Below are 15,554 nucleotides of genomic sequence, written 5' to 3'. Positions count from 1 at the left end.
TGCGCGGACCGCACCCGCCCTGCCAGAATGCCGGGCATGCTGACCGGCACCGATCTCGCCCTGTTCCGCCGACTCGCCACCGAGCAGTCCGCCGCCCGCGTCCCGTCGATCGTCGCCGGGGTGGTGCGGGACGGCCGTCTCGTCTGGTCGGGCGCGCGCGGCCGGGTCGGCGACACCACACCGGACTCCGACACCCAGTACCGGCTCGGCTCGATCACCAAATCGCTCGTCGCCGCGGTGGTCATGCGGCTGCGCGACGAGGGCAAGGTGGACCTCAACGACCCGCTGGACAAGCATGTCCCCGGCACCACCTTCGGCTCCTCGACCGTCGGCCAGCTGCTCTCGCACACCGGCGGCCTCACCTCGGAATCCCCGGGCTCGTGGTGGGAACGCAGCCAGGGTGGCGACTGGCAGGCGCTGGACGCCAGCCTCACCGCGGACGCGATCAAGAACCGGCCGGGCAGCCGGTTCCACTACTCCAACGTCGGCTACGGCGTGCTCGGTGAGCTGGTCGCCCGGCATCGCGGCACCGACTGGTTCAGCGCGGTGCGCGACGAGATCCTCGTGCCGCTCGGCATGTCCCGCACCACCCCGCACCCCGAAGGCAGGCACGCCCAGGGCTTCGCCGTGCACCCGTTCGCGGATCTGCTGCTGCCCGAACCCAGCCCGGACGCCGGTGCGATGGCGCCGGCAGGCCAGCTGTGGTCGACGGTCAACGACCTGGCCCGCTGGACAGCGTTCGTCGGCGGAGACACCGGCGACGTGCTGCGCCCGGAGACCGTCGCCGAGATGCGGAACGTGGCGACGGTGGACGACGGCGACGCCTGGACCTCCGGCTACGGGCTCGGCCTGCAGCTGATCCGGCACCAGGGCCGCAGGCTCGCCGGGCACACCGGTTCCATGCCCGGCTTCCTGGCCTGCACGATCACCGACCCCGCGTCCGGCACCGGCGCGCTGGTCATGGCAAACACCACGTCCGGGCCCGCGATCCTCACCGTGGCGATCGACCTGATCACCATCGCCGACGAGGCAGAGCCGCGGGTGCCCGCCGAATGGCGACCGTCCGAAGTGGACTCATCGTTGCTGGCACTGACCGGGCTCTGGCACTGGGGCCCCACCCCGTTCCTGCTCAAGCTCATCCCGGGCGGCATGTTCGAGCTCACCCCGGTGAACGGCGCCGGCCGGGCCTCGCGGTTCCGGCCGGTGGCCACGGACGAGTGGCTCGGCCTCGACGGCTACTACGCGGGCGAGACGCTGCGCGTGGCCCGCGCGGCCGACGGCAACCCCTCCCACCTGGACCTGGCCACGTTCATCTTCACCCGCACCCCGTACGACCAGGCCGCCCCGATCCCCGGCGGGGTCGACGAACTCGGTTGGCGCTCGTGACAGACTGGGCGCATGACCGAGTTGACGATCCCCGCTGAACTCAAGCCCTCCGACGGGCGCTTCGGCTGCGGGCCTTCGAAGGTCCGTGCGGAGCAGCTCGCGAACCTCGCCTCCTCCGGGGTGACGTACCTGGGCACGTCCCACCGGCAGAAGCCGGTGAAGTCTCTGGTCGGGCGGGTGCGCGCGGGATTGTCCGAGCTGTTCTCGCTGCCCGAGGGCTACGAGGTCGTGCTGGGCAACGGCGGCACCACCGCCTTCTGGGACGCCGCCGCCTTCGGCCTCGTCCGGGAGCGCTCGCAGCACTTCACCTACGGCGAGTTCTCGTCGAAGTTCGCCAGCGTGACCAAGGGCGCGCCATTCCTTGCCGACCCGATCGTGGTCAAGTCCGAGCCGGGCAGCGCCCCCGAAATCGCCTACGAGCAGGGCGCGGACCTCGTCGGCTGGGCCCACAACGAGACCTCGACCGGTGTCGCGGTGCCAGTGCGCCGCCCGGCCGGCAGCGAGGGCGCCCTGGTCGCGATCGACGCCACCTCGGGTGCCGGCGGCCTGCCGGTCAAGGCCGAGGATTTCGACGTGTACTACTTCGCGCCGCAGAAGTCCTTCGCCTCCGACGGTGGCCTGTGGCTGGCCCTGATGTCGCCCGCCGCGATCGCGCGCGTCGGCGAGATCGGCGCGAGTGAGCGCTGGGTGCCGGAGTTCCTGTCGCTGACCACGGCACTGGACAACTCCCGCAAGGACCAGACGTACAACACCCCGGCGGTGGCCACGCTGTTCCTGCTCGCCGACCAGATCGAGTGGATGCTCGGCAACGGTGGCCTGGAGTGGACGACAGCGCGCACGAAGGACTCCTCGGACCGGCTCTACGAGTGGGCCGAGAAGACCAGCTACACCGTGCCGTTCGTGAAGGACCCGGCGCTGCGCTCGCAGGTCGTGGGCACCGTCGACTTCGTCGACGAGGTGGACGCGGCCGAGGTGGCCAAGACCCTGCGCGCGAACGGCATCGTGGACGTGGAGCCGTACCGGAAGCTGGGGCGCAACCAGCTACGCGTCGGGATGTTCCCCGCCATCGAGCCGGACGACATCTCGGCGCTGATCAGCAGCATTGAATACGTGGTGGAAAACCTGGATCGGGGTTAGCCACGCGAAGCGTGTCCGTTGAGGGCGGCGGTGGGCTGGCGGGTGGGCAAGTAAGGCGAGCAGCACCAGCCCCGCGAGCACGTAGCACTCGCGGAGCGGCCAGAACGAATAGTCCCACAGCGGGCTGACGACGAAGACGATGGTGGCCGGCGCAGCCGCCCACCATCGTCTTTGCCGGCACAGCGCGCCGATCACCGGTCCGATCCACACCCAGTGGTGGGTCCACGAAACCGGTGAGACCAGCAACGCCCCGACAGCGCAGGCGAGCAAGGCCGGTACCGGGTGTTTCGCCCGGTGGATCGCCAGTGCCGTGACCGCGAGTACCAGCACGGCGGCCATCGCCCACCAGCCCTGCCCCAGGTCGAGCCGGGCGAACAGCCCGCGCAGCGACTGGTTGCCGAGGTAACCCGGGTCACCGATCCGCTCCCCCTGGAACACGAGTTTCGTCCAGTACCGGACCGAGGCGTCCGGCGCGACGACCCAGGCCATGAACCCGCACACCACGAACGTGCCCAGTGTCCGCGCGGCCGAGCGGAAGTCCTTGCGTACCAAGAAGAACAGCACGAAAGCGAGCGGGGTCAGCTTCACCGCGGCCGCCAGCCCGACGAGATAACCCCGCTGTTTCACCGGACCCAGTGTGTCCACCACGACCAGCAGCATGAGCAGCACGTTGATCTGCCCGAACCCCAACGTGGCGCGCACGGGTTCGCTGAACAACGCCACCGCCTGCACGGCGAGCACCGCCACCCCGGCGATCTGCGGCCGCCGGTCGTAGTACGAAAAACACAACGCGAGCACGGCGCCCAGCGCCAGCACCGAAATCACGGTGAGCGCCCACAATGCGGTGTCGAGCGAAATGGACAGCAACGGGGCGAATGCGATGGCGGCGAACGGCGGATACGTGAACGGCAGCACCGTGCCGTCGCGTGTCGGTGGCAATACGCCATACGGGTTGCCGTGGGCGAAAAACGCCTGTGCGCCAAGGCGGTAGACCTCGAGGTCGAGCCCGTCGAGTCGTTTCCACAGCAGCACGACGGCGAGCAGCACGAGTTCACCGAAGAGCAATGTCACGAAGATCTTTCGCCCCAGCACCGGACAATCTTGGCCGAAGATTCCCCTGTTCGTGACGGCGGGGCAGGGCGTGTCACCTCGTTTTCCCCCGCGGCCATGACGGAAGATCAACAATTGCGCAACGCGGATGTCGGCGCGCCTGCACCGTCAAGCCGACGCGCCGTTCTACCGTGAACACCCGGAAAGGTGAAGTGGAGGAGGCGACTGATGCGAGCGCTGAGGGTTGTCGGGCTGCACGAGGACGGTAAGTCCATCGTGTGCGAAGACCCGGCGCGCCGCGAGCGTTTCCTCCTGCCGGCCGATGAGAGACTGCGGGCGGCCGCGAGGGGGGACATCACCCGGCTCGGTCAGATCGAAATCGAGTTGGAGAGTCAGATGCGACCACGCGAGATCCAGGCCCGCATCCGAGCTGGTGAATCCGTCCAACAGGTCGCTTCTTCCGCAGGTGTGCCGGAGGCGAGGGTCGAGCGCTTCGCGTACCCCGTGCTGCTGGAGCGCTCCCGCACCGCCGACCTGGCCCAGTCCGCCCACCCGATCCGCGAGGACGGGCCCGATGTGCGCACGCTCGGCGAGGTCGTCTCGTATGCCTTCGGGGTGCGCGGCCAGGACTACACGAAGGCCGAGTGGGACGCGTGGAAGGGCGACGGCAAGTGGATCGTCGCGCTGCGCTGGCAGGCCGGGCGCTCGGACATGAGCGCGCACTGGTCGTTCGCGCCCGGCGCGCACGGCGGCACGGCCACAGCGCTGGACGAGCAGGCCGAGGACCTGCTGGAGCCGAACCGCGCACCGCGCACGCTGCGTGCGGTCGCCGAGGAGATCGCCGTCGCCGAGCCCGAACAGCCGATGCTGAGCGAGCCCGAACCGGAGCCGGAACCCGAGCCCGAACCGGAGCCCGCTCCCGCGCCCGCCCAGCGCGCGAAGCCGCTCCTGCCGCCTCTGTCGCACCCGGTGGAACGGCCGAAGCCCCAGGAACAGCCCCAGAAATCCAGGTCGAAGCGCGCCCGCGCGTCGGTGCCGGCCTGGGAGGACGTGCTGCTCGGCGTGCGCTCGCAGCGCGGCTAACGGTCCAGCTGGGCGACAAGCTTTTTCGGGGCCACCACGCGGTAAGCCTCGGCCACGATCTGCCCGATCTCGGCCCAGTCGACGGGCACGTCCAGATACACCCCGAGCCAGCCGCGATGCCCGACATAGGGCGGCCGGAAGAACCGCTCCGGCTCCTGCGCCACCAGCTCCTCCTGCGCGCCGGCCGGTGCGGCGCACCAGAAGGCGACCCGGTCGTCGTGGTGGTGGTCGGTGAACATCACGAAGGTCTTCCTGCCCCGCACGAACCACGTCGGCTCGCCGTGGCTGAGCCGTTCCGTCGTCTCGGGCAGCGCGAGGCAGAGCTTCCGCAGTTCGTCGAGTGGGTCGGTCATGGCCCGGATTCTGCCACCGTCACAAGGCGATCGGCAGAATCCCGAACCAGGCCAGCACACAGCCCGCGGCCGCGCCGAGCGCGATCCAGCGAACGATCGGCAACCGCCGCGCCAGCCACAGCGAGGGCGCGAGCCCGGCGGTGACAATGACGGAAGCCAGCAGCACGAGCCACCCCGCGGTCTCCGCCGCCAGGGTGACCGCCAGCGCGAGCATCGCGGTGATCACCACGACCGCCACGAATCCGGCCACGACCAGTCCGGTCCCCCATGGCGTCGGCTCGTTCCCGGTTTCCACCGGGCCGAACACCCGGTTCGCGAGACTGGGCGCCGCCGCTTCGGGCGGCATCGGGGCAACCACCGACACGACCTCCGTCACTGGGTCGACGTAGTGCACCGGCGTGCCCATGACGGTCGCCACGCGGGCGGCGAGCTGGTGCCCGCGCCGGGAGACTACTGCGGCGGCCTCGCTCGGCTCCCCGGTTTCGGCACTGCGGCGCACCGCGGCCGCCACTCTTGCCCACTCGTGCAACGCGTCGGCCAGCTCGACGCCGAGCGCCAGGCTGTGCGGATCGATCTCGCGCGTATAAGCGTCCCCGTGCCCCTTGAGTACGGCGCGCTCCCCGCGGACCCGCAGCTCCACACATTCCTCCCCACTCCGCCTCGATGGGGGTAACTTACCGCCCGGTCAGCTCGTAGAACGCGACGGCAGCCGCCGTCGCGACGTTGAGCGAATCGACCCCGGGCGCCATCGGGATCCGGATCGCGACATCGGCCGCGGCGAGCGCGACATCGGTCAAACCCGGCCCCTCCGCGCCCAGCAGCAGCGCGACCTTCTCACCGGCAAGCTCGCGCAGTGGCACCGAGTCCGGCCGCGGAGTCAGCGCGGCGATCTTGAAACCGTTGTCCCGCAACACTTTCAACCCCTCCGGCCAGGAGTCGACCGCGGCGAAGGGCACCCGCAGCACATTGCCCATCGAAACTCGCACACTGCGTCGGTACAACGGATCCGAGCAACCGGGCCCGAGCAACACGCCGCCGACGCCCAACGCCGCCGCGTTCCGGAACAACGCGCCGAGATTTTCGTGGTCCCCAACGCCTTCCAGCACCGCGACGACCCGCGAGCCGGCCACGATCCGCGCCACCGGCGGCCGCGGCGCGCGGTCGGCGACCGCGAGCACCCCACGGTTCAGGTGGAAACCCACCACTTCCGCCATCAACTCCGCCGAAGCGACGTACGCCGGAACATGCACATTTGCCAGATCAGGAGCCAATTCCTCGATTCGGCGCGATACGCCTAAAAGCGCGCGCACCGGGTACTCCGACGCGAGCAAGCGACGGACGACCACGGTCCCCTCCGCGATGACGAGCCCACGCCCGCCGGGCCGGTCGGGCCGCCGGTCGGCCGTCGACAACGCGCGGAAGTCGTCGAGTCTGGGGTCGTGCACGTCATTGGCAGGAATCAGTTGCGCCACGGGGATGAGTCTCTCGTCGGTCTCGTTGCTCCGAATGCACCGGGTCCCGTTCGGACGAACGGCCTAGCTTCGCACACAGTCAGGACTCGTGGTGAGTACTGCACCAGTTTGGCCGATAGCCCCGTTCGGTCTGCTTGTGAAACTGTTGTCCGCCGGGCAACACCGCCCAGACCTCGCGATGTCCCGGACGAGCGAAGCAGGGAAGGCATGGGCCAGGATCTATCGGCGGACGGCTTCAATCCACGCGACCGGGCAAGATATCGCAGAAAGGTCCAGCGCTGCCTCGACACGCTCGGCCGGATGTTGACCGACGGAGGCTTCTCCTTCCCGCGAAGACACATCGGCCTCGAAGTCGAGCTGAACCTGGTGGACGCCGCGATGGGCCCCTCGATGACCAACCAGGAAGTGCTGGAGGCCCTCGACAGCCCGTCCTTCACCACCGAGCTCTCCCAGCACAACATCGAGCTGAACGTGCCGCCGCGGCCGCTGGCGGGCCAGTCGGCGCTGCAGCTCGAACAGGACCTGCGCGGCTACCTCGGCGCGGCCGCGGCCAAGGCGGGCGAGTCCGGCGCCCGGCTGGCGATGATCGGCATCCTGCCCACGCTGACCCACGACCACTTCGATCAGAAGTGGATCACCAACAGTGCCCGCTACACAATGCTCAACGACCAGATCTTCGCGGCGCGCGGGGAGCACACCACGTTGTCACTGGACGGTTCCGCGCTGCCCGGGCAGAAGCCGGAACGGCTGCGCACCTACGCCGAGTCGATCCTGCCCGAGGCCGCGTGCACCTCGGTGCAGCTGCACCTGCAGGTGGCGCCCGAGGAGTTCGCCGCGCACTGGAACGCCGCGCAGTGCCTGGCCGGCGTGCAGGTCGCCGTCGCGTCGAACTCGCCGTTCCTGCTGGGCAAGGCCTTGTGGCAGGAGACCAGGATCCCGTTGTTCCTGCAGGCGACCGACACCCGCCCCGAGGAGCTGAAGAACCAGGGCGTGCGGCCGCGGGTGTGGTTCGGGGAACGCTGGGTCACTTCGATCTTCGACCTGTTCGAGGAGAACGTCCGCTACTTCCCCGGCCTGCTGCCCGAGACCGACGCCGAGGATCCGGTGGAGGCACTGGAGTCCGGGCAGGTGCCGAAGCTGACGGAGCTGCGGCTGCAGAACGGGACGGTGTGGCGCTGGAACCGCCCGGTTTACGACGTGGTGGACGGGAAACCCCATCTGCGCGTGGAAAACCGGGTACTGCCCGCCGGTCCGACGGTGCTGGACATGATGGGCAACGCCGCGCTCTTCTACGGCGCGCAGCGGGCACTCGCCGAGGCCGAACGTCCACTGTGGACACAAATGTCGTTCCAGGCCGCGGAGGAGAACCTCTACGCCGGCGCGCGCGGCGGGTTCGACGCGCAGCTGTACTGGCCGGGGATCGGCTGGATCCCGCCGGCCGAGCTGACCCTGCGGGTGCTGCTGCCGCTGGCCCACGAGGGGCTGCGCACCGCCGACGTGTCCGAGCAGGCGATCGACCGGTACCTCGGGATCATCGAGCAGCGCTGCCTGACCCGCCGCAACGGCTCGCGGTGGCAGCGGGAGACGGTGGCGCTGGCCCAGCGGCACGGCGCGGACCGCGAGAGCGCGCTGGCGACGATGCTCGAGCGCTACCTGGAGCTGGCCGCCTCCGAGGAGCCTGTGCACCGCTGGCCGGTAGAGCTCTGATCGGGTGTTCCGTCGACATTAGGGTAGCCTAAGTCGATCTGCTGCCTTAGTGTCAATGGCATGGCGGCTCCCATTACGGCTGAACAGACCCCGTTCTCGACCACGCTGCGTGAGTCCACCAGGAACGTGCACGAGCGCGCTCACCACTCCCGGTACATGCAGGCACTGCTCGACGGCGAACTGCCACTTGACGGCTATGCCCGGCTCGCCGTCCAGTACTTCCTGATCTACCAGGCCATCGAAGCGGCGTCCGACACGCTGCGCGACGACCCGGCGGCGGGCCCGTTCGTCTTCGACGAGCTGCGCCGGGTGCCCGCGTTGCGCGCCGATCTGGAGTTCCTGCTCGGCCCCGGCTGGGAGAACAGACTCGAACCGGTCCCGGCGACCGAGGACTACGTCCGCCGCATCCGGAAGGTGGCGTTCGACTGGCCCGGCGGTTATGTCGCGCACCACTACACCCGCTACCTCGGCGATCTGGCCGGCGGCCAGGTGGTGCGCGCGCTGCTGAAAAAGGCCTACGACGTCGAAGGCGCCGGCTCGCTGTTCTACGACTTCGACGCGATCGGCAGCGTGCCCGCGTTCCGCAAGCGCTACCGCGCGTCGCTGGACGCGGCGCCATGGGACGAGGCCGAGCGCACCCGCATCGTCACCGAGACGCTGGTGGCGTTCGAGTTCAACATCGCGGTGCTGGGCGACCTCGCCGAAGAACTCGGGTGATCACCCTTACAACCACCTTGACCTCCAGCTATCTGGAGATTGCAGGCTTGGGTGTGGGGCGGCTTCCCGGAGTTTGGTCCGCGTGCTCCCCGGTTAGCCCCTTGTCACGGTAGCTACTAGGTTGGTAGCGCAGGGATTTTGCGTCAGAAAAGAAGGAGGGCTGATGGCCCGGTACGTTCTTCCTGAACTCGACTACGACTACGGCGCGCTGGCTCCGCACATTTCCGGCCAGATCAACGAGCTGCATCACAGCAAGCACCACGCCACCTACGTCAAGGGCGCGAACGACACCCTGGACAAGATCGCCGAAGCCCGCGACAAGGGCGACTTCGGTGGCATCGTGGGCCTGGAGACCACGCTGGCCTTCAACCTGGCCGGGCACGCCAATCACGTGGTGTGGTGGAAGATCCTCTCGCCCGAGGGCGGCGACAAGCCGACCGGTGAGCTGGCGTCGGCCATCGACGAGGCCTTCGGCTCGTTCGACAAGTTCCAGGCCCAGTTCAACGCGGTGGCCACCACCATCCAGGGCAACGGCTGGGCCGCGCTGTCGTGGGACCCGGTTGGCAAGACGCTGATCACCCAGCAGCTGCGCGACCACCACAACAACCTGATCCTGCCGACCGTGCCGATCCTGCTGGTCGATGTGTGGGAGCACGCCTTCTACCTCGACTACAAGAACGTCAAGGCCGACTACGTCAAGGCTCTGTGGAACATCTACAACTGGGCCGAGATCAGCAAGCGGTTCGACAACGCCGTCTCCGGCGGCAACGGTCTGCTGCTCTGAACAAGAGCCAGTTCCGTCATCGGGGTCCTTCCACCGGAAGGGCCCCGTTTTGTTTTCCGCTTGACCTCCAGCACAGTCGAGGTGCCACTGTTGACTCATGGACGTTGACGCCTATCTCGCCCGGATCGGCGCGAAGCGGCCCGCCGAGCCGAGCGCCGAAGCGCTGCGGGACCTGCACGAGCGGCATACGACGACGGTGCCGTTCGAGAACCTCAGCGTGCACCTGCCGGAGCGGATCGAACTGACCGAGGACGCGCTGGTGGACAAGATCGCGCGCCGGCGCAGGGGTGGCTTCTGTTACGAGCTGAACGGCGCGTTCGCGGCGCTGCTGCGGGCGCTGGGGTTCGAGGTCTCACTACTCGCGGCGCGTGTCCAGGGCGGCGAACGGCTGGGGGCGCCGTTCGACCACCTGACCCTGCAGGTGGACCTGGACGAACCTTGGCTCGCGGATGTCGGCTTCGGCCGCTTCGCGCGCTTTCCGCTGCGGATGAACGCGTGCGAGTCGCAGTTCGACCCCGAGGGCGAGTTCCTGTTGCTGGACGCGCCCGGCGGCGATGTCGACGTAGTACACGACGGGACCCTCGCGTACCGGCTGGAGCGGCGGCCGCGGGAGCTGGCGGATTTCGTGCCGTACTGCTGGTGGCAGGCCACTTCGCCGGACTCGCACTTCACCCAGGGCCTGTTGTGCACGCTGCCGACGGCCGCCGGACGGATCACTCTTGCCGGCGACCGCCTGGTGGAAAGTGTGGACGGGAAGCGGGTGGAACGGGTACTTGTGGGCGAGGAGATCGTGGCGGCGTATCACACGCATTTCGGGATCGAGCTGAGCGAGGCGCCGGCCGCGGGGACGTTTCCGGCTCCCGGGCCCGCGAAGTGAACGAGGCCCCAGCGCTGGGTTCTCACCCGGCGCCGAGGCCTCGTCCGTTCCCGAACTGACTGCCGCTCCCACCACGAAGCGGACATCCTGAAGGTTAGCCTAACCTCACTTCGCTGGCAACTCCCGAGCTGCGGCGCGGTTCCGGAACCCACAGAGTTGGGTGGTCATCCCGTCGCCTGCCCTGGCTTTTATCACTTCAGCCCGGGCCCGCAACTCTCCTACCCGGCGCGCAGCCGAGCGCACAAAGCTTGCGGGCCCGGGGTGAAGTGATACCGCTTCCGCGGGCGACGGGATGACCACACAACTCGCCCACCTCGAAAACCGGCGGCCGAGCTACGGACCCCTGGGCATCCTTGAGCCAGCCCCTCCGGCGAGGAGATCTTTTTCCCTTGCGTAGCAACGGTTGCGTTGGGATAGCAACGGCCGCGCGCAGAGCGCGCTAAGGCACCCCACCCCCGCCCCGATCGCGCAGTGTTCAACGGTCGCTGTGGGCGCTGGGGATCGGCTCGGTGGCGGGGTGTGGGCGTGGTGGTTATGGCGGCCGCGTTGCCGGGCGGCGGATGGGTGGTGGCGGCGGTAGCACACCCGCCTCCCCCGACCGTGAGCAAACACCTGCACACGGGCCGGAAACCGTGGCCGGTATGTTGCGGTGGCCACCTGGACGGAACGCTGTGGGAGGCGGAGTGCGCAAGTATCACCTGAGCGAAACCGCGACCGTGCTGGTCGTCCTGGTGGTCGTGCTCCTGTCGTTCGGCTCGGTGGCCACCGCTGCCGGGTACTGGTGGGCACGCGACGCTCGTGACCAGCCTGCGGTGACGCCGACGCTGCCCTCGGTGTGGCCGACCAAGAACGGGCAGGCCGTGCGCTCGGTGCCGATCCCGACCGGCGAGATGGTGGCGGCGCTCCCGCCGGACACCGCCGGCCATGTGCTCTGCCAGTCGTTGAGCCGCGAGCAGTGGGAAGCGCTCCTCGGTGGCGAGACCCTGCGCGAGGTGGAGAACGGCGGCTGCCACGTGGTCACCGACACCCTCGACGTCCGCCTCTACCTCGACGGCACCCCGGCGAACCTGCAGGATCCCGAGCAGGTCGACGTCGCCGGGCACAGTGGTGAGCTGGAGGCGCTGGCGCCCGAGGTGAACGCGCGGATGAACGTCCGACTCGTCGACGACGCCGCGACGGAACAGATCAAACCGTTCCTGCGCCTGGACATCAGTCGCAGTGTCGAGCGGCCCGGGCCGGGTGTCGACGACCTCGCCGGCTCGGTCGCGAAGGCCGTCGTACAGGCGACGATGACGCCTGGGCCGGACCTGCCGAAGCGGACCAGCGGACAGGCGATCCCGGCCCAGACGATGGCACCGGCGCCGGACCACGGGATCGTGGACGCGCCGTGGCCGATGATCTCGTGGCAGCTGTGCACGGCACTCACCAAGCAGTTGCACGCCACCGCGCGCCCCCGGTTCGACGGGACGTGCACGGCTCGCGGAGTGACCGTCGCCTACACCGACGACGCGTCGCCCCGCGTGTTCCCGCAAACGCTTGCCGGCAGGCCGGCCTCGATTTCCGACGACGCCGTGGCCGTCAAGCTCACCGACGATTCGGCCCAGACGGTGACGTTCACCGGCGGGTCTTCGCTCAAAGAGCTCGCCGAGTCGATGTTGCCGTCGTTGCTCGGCCGTTAGCGAACAGCAGGCGCAGCCCGGAAATCCGGTACCTCGGGGACATTCCACCGCGCCGCACCAGCACGATCGCGCAGGCCACCGCGGCGAGCGCCGAGACGACGCCGCCGATGATGAATGGCGACCGGCCACCGAAGGCATCGGCCATCCAGCCGACCATCGGGCCGCCGATCGGGTTGCCGCCGATCAGCACCAACACGTAGATCCCCATCACGCGGCCGCGCATCTCCGGGCTCACCGAGGTCTGCACCAGCGAGTTCGCGGTGTTGAGGAACGTGATCGTGGCGAAGCCGAGCGGAATGAGCGCGATGCCGAAAGCCAGATACGTCGGCATGAACGCGGCGACGAACTCGATCGCACCGAGGCTGAACGCCGCGATCAGCAGCAGCCGCACCCGCGGATTGCCCCGCACGCCACGCCGGGCCGCCATCAGCGAACCGGTGAACGTGCCCACAGCCAACAAGGTGGACAACAGGCCGTAGCCATCGGCCTGGGTGCCGAACACGTTGCCCGCGACGATCGCCAGCGAAGTGAAGAACGTGATACCGAAGGTGCTGACGAAGAACACCAGGACCATGACGGTGACCAGGTCCGACCGCCCGCGCACATACTCCACGCCTTCGCGCAGCTGCCCCTTCGCCCGCACCACGGCGGGGCCGCGGAACAGCTTGTCGGGGTTCATCAGCAGCAGCCCGGTGATCACGGCGAGCGTGCTGGCGGCGTTGGCCAGGAACATCCAGCCGGTGCCGACCCAGGTGATCGCGAACCCGGCGATGGCGGGGCCGACGATGCGGGCCATGTTGAACACCGACGAGTTCAGCGCGACGGCATTGGTGATCTGCTTACGCCCCACCATCTCCGCGACGAACGACTGCCGCGAGGGCACGTCGAGCGCGCTGAAGATGCCGAGTACGAAGCAGAGGATGTAGACCTGCCAGAGCGCGACCAGCCCACCGACGTCGAGCAGGCCGAGCACGAGCGCCTGCAGACCGATGCCGGTCTGGATGGCGATGCACAGCTTGCGCTTGTCGACCCGGTCGGCCAGCACGCCGGCGTAGAGCGAGAGCAGCACCGTCGGGATGAACTGCAGGGCGACCGCGATGCCGAGCGCGATGGGGTTGTTGCCGGACAGCTGGAAGACCAGCCAGTCCTGGGCGATGCGCTGCATCCAGGTGCCGATGTTCGAGATCACCTGGCCCGAGAAGAACAGCCGGTAGTTACGGACCCGCAGTGAGCCGAACATGTCCATTTTGGACTTGACGGGCGCCGGGTCCGGCGCGGGATCGGCTGTTGGCGGTGCCTGCCCCGGGGTAGCTTCCGTTGTCGGATATGACTTCTGCTCGCTACCCGTGTCGGCCCGCACCGCTATTCGTTCCCCGCCATCCTGTCGATGATCTCGGCGGCCTGAGCGAGGGTTTCTCGCTCGGCTTCACTCAGTCCTGCCAGCTTGCGGTCCAGCCAGGCCTCCCGGACGGAAATCGTCTCCTCGACGAATTTGCGTCCCATGTCGGTCAGGGACACGATCGCCTGCCTGCCGTCGGTGGGGTGCGGACTGCGCGCGACGAACCCGAGTTCTTCGAGCGCGGTGATCACCCTGGTCATCGACGGCGGTTGCACACCCTCTTTGGCGGCGAGCTTCCCCGGCGTCAGCGCCCCGCACTTGTGCAGCGTGGACAACGCCGCGATCTGCGTCAGCGAGACGGTCTGGTCGATCCGCTGTGCCCGTAGCCTGCGGTTGAGCCGCACCACGGCAAGCCGCAACCGGCCTGCCAGCGCACCCTCCCGCATATCGGACACATAGTTAGCATACCTCACGATCAGCGAAGCGCGTCCTGAATGGGCCCGACAGCGAAGTACGCCACGAACGCCACGGCGATGATCCACATCAGCCAGTGCACCTTCCTGGCCTTCCCGGTGACCGCCTGGATGACCACGTAACTGATGAAACCGGCGCCGATCCCGTTCGCGATCGAGTAGGTGAACGGCATTACCACGATGGTCAGGAACGCAGGCAGTGCAATGGAAAAGTCGGTGAAGTCGATGTCGCGGACCTGCCGGATCATCAGCGCCCCGACGATCACCAGCGCCGGCGCGGCAGCCTCGACGGGCACCGACTCGTACAGCGGCGTGAGGAACATCGCTGCGATGAACAGCACACCTGTGACGATGTTCGCCAGCCCCGTTCGCGCGCCCTCCGCGATACCGGACGCGGACTCCACGAACACCGTGTTGGAACTGGCCGAGCCGAACCCGCCGGCCGCGCCCGCGAGGCCCTCGACGAACAGCGCGCGGCCCACCCGCGGCAACTGGCCGTCCGGCCCGAGCTGCCCGGCTTCCTTGGCCAGCCCGGTCATGGTGCCCATCGCATCGAAGAAGTCGGCCAGCACCAGGGTGAACACGAACAGGATCACGGTGATGATCGGCAGCCTGGTCCACGCGCCGAACGACACGTCGCCGACCAGCGACAGGTCCGGCAGGCCGACGACCTTGTCCGGCAGCGCCGGGTAGCCGAGGTTCCAGCCCTTGGCGTTGGTGCCGTTGGACGGGCCGGCGTGCACGATCGACTCCACGATGATCGACAGCACCGTCGTGCCGAGCACGCCGATCAGGATCCCGCCGCGCACCTTCTTGGCCACCAGGATGCCGGTAAGCAACAGCCCCACCACGAACACCGCGGTCGGCCAGGACGCGATCGAGCCGCCGATGCCGAGCCCGACCGGGACGGTGGTGTTCGCGGCGTCCGGCAGCCGGCGCACGAACCCGGCGTCGACCAGGCCGATGAAACAGATGAACAGGCCGATGCCGACCGCGATGGACGACTTCAGCGCGGCGGGCACGGCGTTGAACACGGCGGTGCGGAACCCGGTGAGCACCAGCACCACGATGATCAGGCCCTCGATCACCACCAGCCCCATCGCCTCCGGCCAGCTGACCTGCGGGGCGATCGTGACCGCGACCAGGCTGTTGATGCCGAGCCCGGTGGCGATGGCGAACGGGTAGTGCGCGATCACGCCCATCAGGATGGTCATCACCCCGGCCACCAGCGCGGTCACCGCGGCGACCTGCGACACCGGCAGGATGTTGCCGAGCACGTCCTTGTGCGCGCCCGCGTCGTCCGGCGAGAAACTGCCGAGGATCAACGGGTTCAGCACGACGATGTAGGCCATCGTGACGAACGTGACCAGCCCACCGCGGATCTCCCGCCCGGTGCTCGAACCGCGCTCGGTGATCTTGAAAAACCGGTCGAGCCCCGACCTGCGGTCCTGCTCGGTGTCCTGCTGCTGGGCCATGACTGCCGCCTTTGTGGTGCTC

General features: G+C 68.6%; 15 protein-coding genes. 8 read left to right on the top strand and 7 right to left on the bottom strand.

What is annotated here, in order from left to right; all coding sequences use genetic code 11:
• Positions 1-36 precede the first annotated feature (36 nt).
• Both VHD82_RS20610 and serC read left to right on the top strand, forming a co-directional pair.
• A complete protein-coding gene (locus VHD82_RS20610; protein WP_325706120.1) occupies positions 37-1,386 on the top strand; it encodes a serine hydrolase domain-containing protein in 1,350 nt (449 codons plus the stop codon).
• A gap of 12 nt (positions 1,387-1,398) precedes the next feature.
• Complete coding sequence (serC, locus tag VHD82_RS20605) at positions 1,399-2,523, top strand: phosphoserine transaminase (protein WP_325706117.1); 1,125 nt, start codon at positions 1,399-1,401, stop codon at positions 2,521-2,523.
• Here the strand turns inward: serC and VHD82_RS20600 are convergent.
• Positions 2,428-3,615, bottom strand: a complete 1,188-nt coding sequence (locus tag VHD82_RS20600; RefSeq protein WP_325706114.1) for a glycosyltransferase 87 family protein — start codon at positions 3,613-3,615, stop codon at positions 2,428-2,430. The genes serC and VHD82_RS20600 overlap by 96 nt on opposite strands.
• A gap of 186 nt (positions 3,616-3,801) precedes the next feature.
• On the opposite strand from VHD82_RS20600, the gene sepH reads away from it, so the two are divergent.
• Positions 3,802-4,656 carry a septation protein SepH gene (gene sepH, locus VHD82_RS20595; protein ID WP_325706111.1) on the top strand — a complete coding sequence of 285 codons (855 nt, stop codon included), beginning with the start codon at positions 3,802-3,804 and terminating at the stop codon, positions 4,654-4,656.
• Here sepH and VHD82_RS20590 read toward each other — a convergent pair.
• Genes VHD82_RS20590 through VHD82_RS20580 form a run of 3 tightly spaced genes read right to left on the bottom strand, consistent with a single transcriptional unit; the run spans position 4,653 to position 6,481 of the window.
• Entirely contained in the window at positions 4,653-5,009 is a 357-nt protein-coding gene (locus tag VHD82_RS20590) for an MmcQ/YjbR family DNA-binding protein (protein WP_325706108.1), read from the bottom strand. The two genes, sepH and VHD82_RS20590, sit on opposite strands and share 4 nt — an antisense overlap.
• Before the next feature lie 19 nt (positions 5,010-5,028).
• Complete coding sequence (locus tag VHD82_RS20585) at positions 5,029-5,649, bottom strand: DUF2537 domain-containing protein (protein WP_325706105.1); 621 nt, start codon at positions 5,647-5,649, stop codon at positions 5,029-5,031.
• Between the two features lie 34 nt (positions 5,650-5,683).
• Positions 5,684-6,481, bottom strand: coding sequence for an RNA methyltransferase (locus tag VHD82_RS20580; protein WP_325706101.1), 798 nt, complete (start codon positions 6,479-6,481; stop codon positions 5,684-5,686).
• A gap of 207 nt (positions 6,482-6,688) precedes the next feature.
• Between VHD82_RS20580 and VHD82_RS20575 the strand changes: the two genes are divergently transcribed.
• From VHD82_RS20575 to VHD82_RS20555, 5 genes are all read left to right on the top strand, one after another.
• Complete coding sequence (locus VHD82_RS20575) at positions 6,689-8,188, top strand: glutamate--cysteine ligase (RefSeq protein ID WP_325706099.1); 1,500 nt, start codon at positions 6,689-6,691, stop codon at positions 8,186-8,188.
• Between the two features lie 60 nt (positions 8,189-8,248).
• A complete protein-coding gene (locus tag VHD82_RS20570; RefSeq protein WP_325706096.1) occupies positions 8,249-8,905 on the top strand; it encodes a biliverdin-producing heme oxygenase in 657 nt (218 codons plus the stop codon).
• A 163-nt stretch (positions 8,906-9,068) separates the two neighbouring features.
• Positions 9,069-9,689, top strand: a complete 621-nt coding sequence (locus tag VHD82_RS20565; RefSeq protein WP_325706093.1) for a superoxide dismutase — start codon at positions 9,069-9,071, stop codon at positions 9,687-9,689.
• A 97-nt stretch (positions 9,690-9,786) separates the two neighbouring features.
• A complete protein-coding gene (locus VHD82_RS20560; protein ID WP_325706090.1) occupies positions 9,787-10,566 on the top strand; it encodes an arylamine N-acetyltransferase family protein in 780 nt (259 codons plus the stop codon).
• Between the two features lie 683 nt (positions 10,567-11,249).
• Positions 11,250-12,245: a hypothetical protein gene (locus VHD82_RS20555; RefSeq protein WP_325706087.1), complete on the top strand. Its 996-nt coding sequence runs from the start codon at positions 11,250-11,252 to the stop codon at positions 12,243-12,245.
• Here VHD82_RS20555 and VHD82_RS20550 read toward each other — a convergent pair.
• The 3 genes from VHD82_RS20550 to VHD82_RS20540 all read right to left on the bottom strand — a co-directional run bounded on the left by VHD82_RS20550 (position 12,199) and on the right by VHD82_RS20540 (position 15,532).
• Positions 12,199-13,485 carry an MFS transporter gene (locus tag VHD82_RS20550; RefSeq protein ID WP_325706084.1) on the bottom strand — a complete coding sequence of 429 codons (1,287 nt, stop codon included), beginning with the start codon at positions 13,483-13,485 and terminating at the stop codon, positions 12,199-12,201. The two genes, VHD82_RS20555 and VHD82_RS20550, sit on opposite strands and share 47 nt — an antisense overlap.
• A gap of 122 nt (positions 13,486-13,607) precedes the next feature.
• Positions 13,608-14,030, bottom strand: a complete 423-nt coding sequence (locus tag VHD82_RS20545; protein WP_325706432.1) for a MarR family transcriptional regulator — start codon at positions 14,028-14,030, stop codon at positions 13,608-13,610.
• A 29-nt stretch (positions 14,031-14,059) separates the two neighbouring features.
• Complete coding sequence (locus VHD82_RS20540; protein ID WP_325706081.1) at positions 14,060-15,532, bottom strand: NCS2 family permease; 1,473 nt, start codon at positions 15,530-15,532, stop codon at positions 14,060-14,062.
• Positions 15,533-15,554 lie beyond the last annotated feature (22 nt).

The organism is Amycolatopsis sp., from assembly GCF_035546795.1.
Taxonomy (GTDB): domain Bacteria; phylum Actinomycetota; class Actinomycetes; order Mycobacteriales; family Pseudonocardiaceae; genus Amycolatopsis_E.
The sequence above is the reverse complement of the archived record's forward strand: the minus strand, read 5'-3'. Positions and strand labels throughout refer to the sequence as shown.

What these genes read in the sequence shown, in the direction of transcription:
- VHD82_RS20610 (WP_325706120.1), top strand. Translation starts at nt 37, where the DNA reads ATGCTGACCGGCACCGATCTCGCCCTGTTCCGCCGACTCGCCACCGAG.
- serC (WP_325706117.1), top strand. Translation starts at nt 1,399, where the DNA reads ATGACCGAGTTGACGATCCCCGCTGAACTCAAGCCCTCCGACGGGCGC.
- sepH (WP_325706111.1), top strand. Translation starts at nt 3,802, where the DNA reads ATGCGAGCGCTGAGGGTTGTCGGGCTGCACGAGGACGGTAAGTCCATC.
- VHD82_RS20590 (WP_325706108.1), bottom strand. Translation starts at nt 5,009, where the DNA reads ATGACCGACCCACTCGACGAACTGCGGAAGCTCTGCCTCGCGCTGCCC.
- VHD82_RS20575 (WP_325706099.1), top strand. Translation starts at nt 6,689, where the DNA reads ATGGGCCAGGATCTATCGGCGGACGGCTTCAATCCACGCGACCGGGCA.
- VHD82_RS20570 (WP_325706096.1), top strand. Translation starts at nt 8,249, where the DNA reads ATGGCGGCTCCCATTACGGCTGAACAGACCCCGTTCTCGACCACGCTG.
- VHD82_RS20565 (WP_325706093.1), top strand. Translation starts at nt 9,069, where the DNA reads ATGGCCCGGTACGTTCTTCCTGAACTCGACTACGACTACGGCGCGCTG.
- VHD82_RS20560 (WP_325706090.1), top strand. Translation starts at nt 9,787, where the DNA reads ATGGACGTTGACGCCTATCTCGCCCGGATCGGCGCGAAGCGGCCCGCC.
- VHD82_RS20550 (WP_325706084.1), bottom strand. Translation starts at nt 13,485, where the DNA reads ATGTTCGGCTCACTGCGGGTCCGTAACTACCGGCTGTTCTTCTCGGGC.
- VHD82_RS20545 (WP_325706432.1), bottom strand. Translation starts at nt 14,030, where the DNA reads ATGCGGGAGGGTGCGCTGGCAGGCCGGTTGCGGCTTGCCGTGGTGCGG.
- VHD82_RS20540 (WP_325706081.1), bottom strand. Translation starts at nt 15,532, where the DNA reads ATGGCCCAGCAGCAGGACACCGAGCAGGACCGCAGGTCGGGGCTCGAC.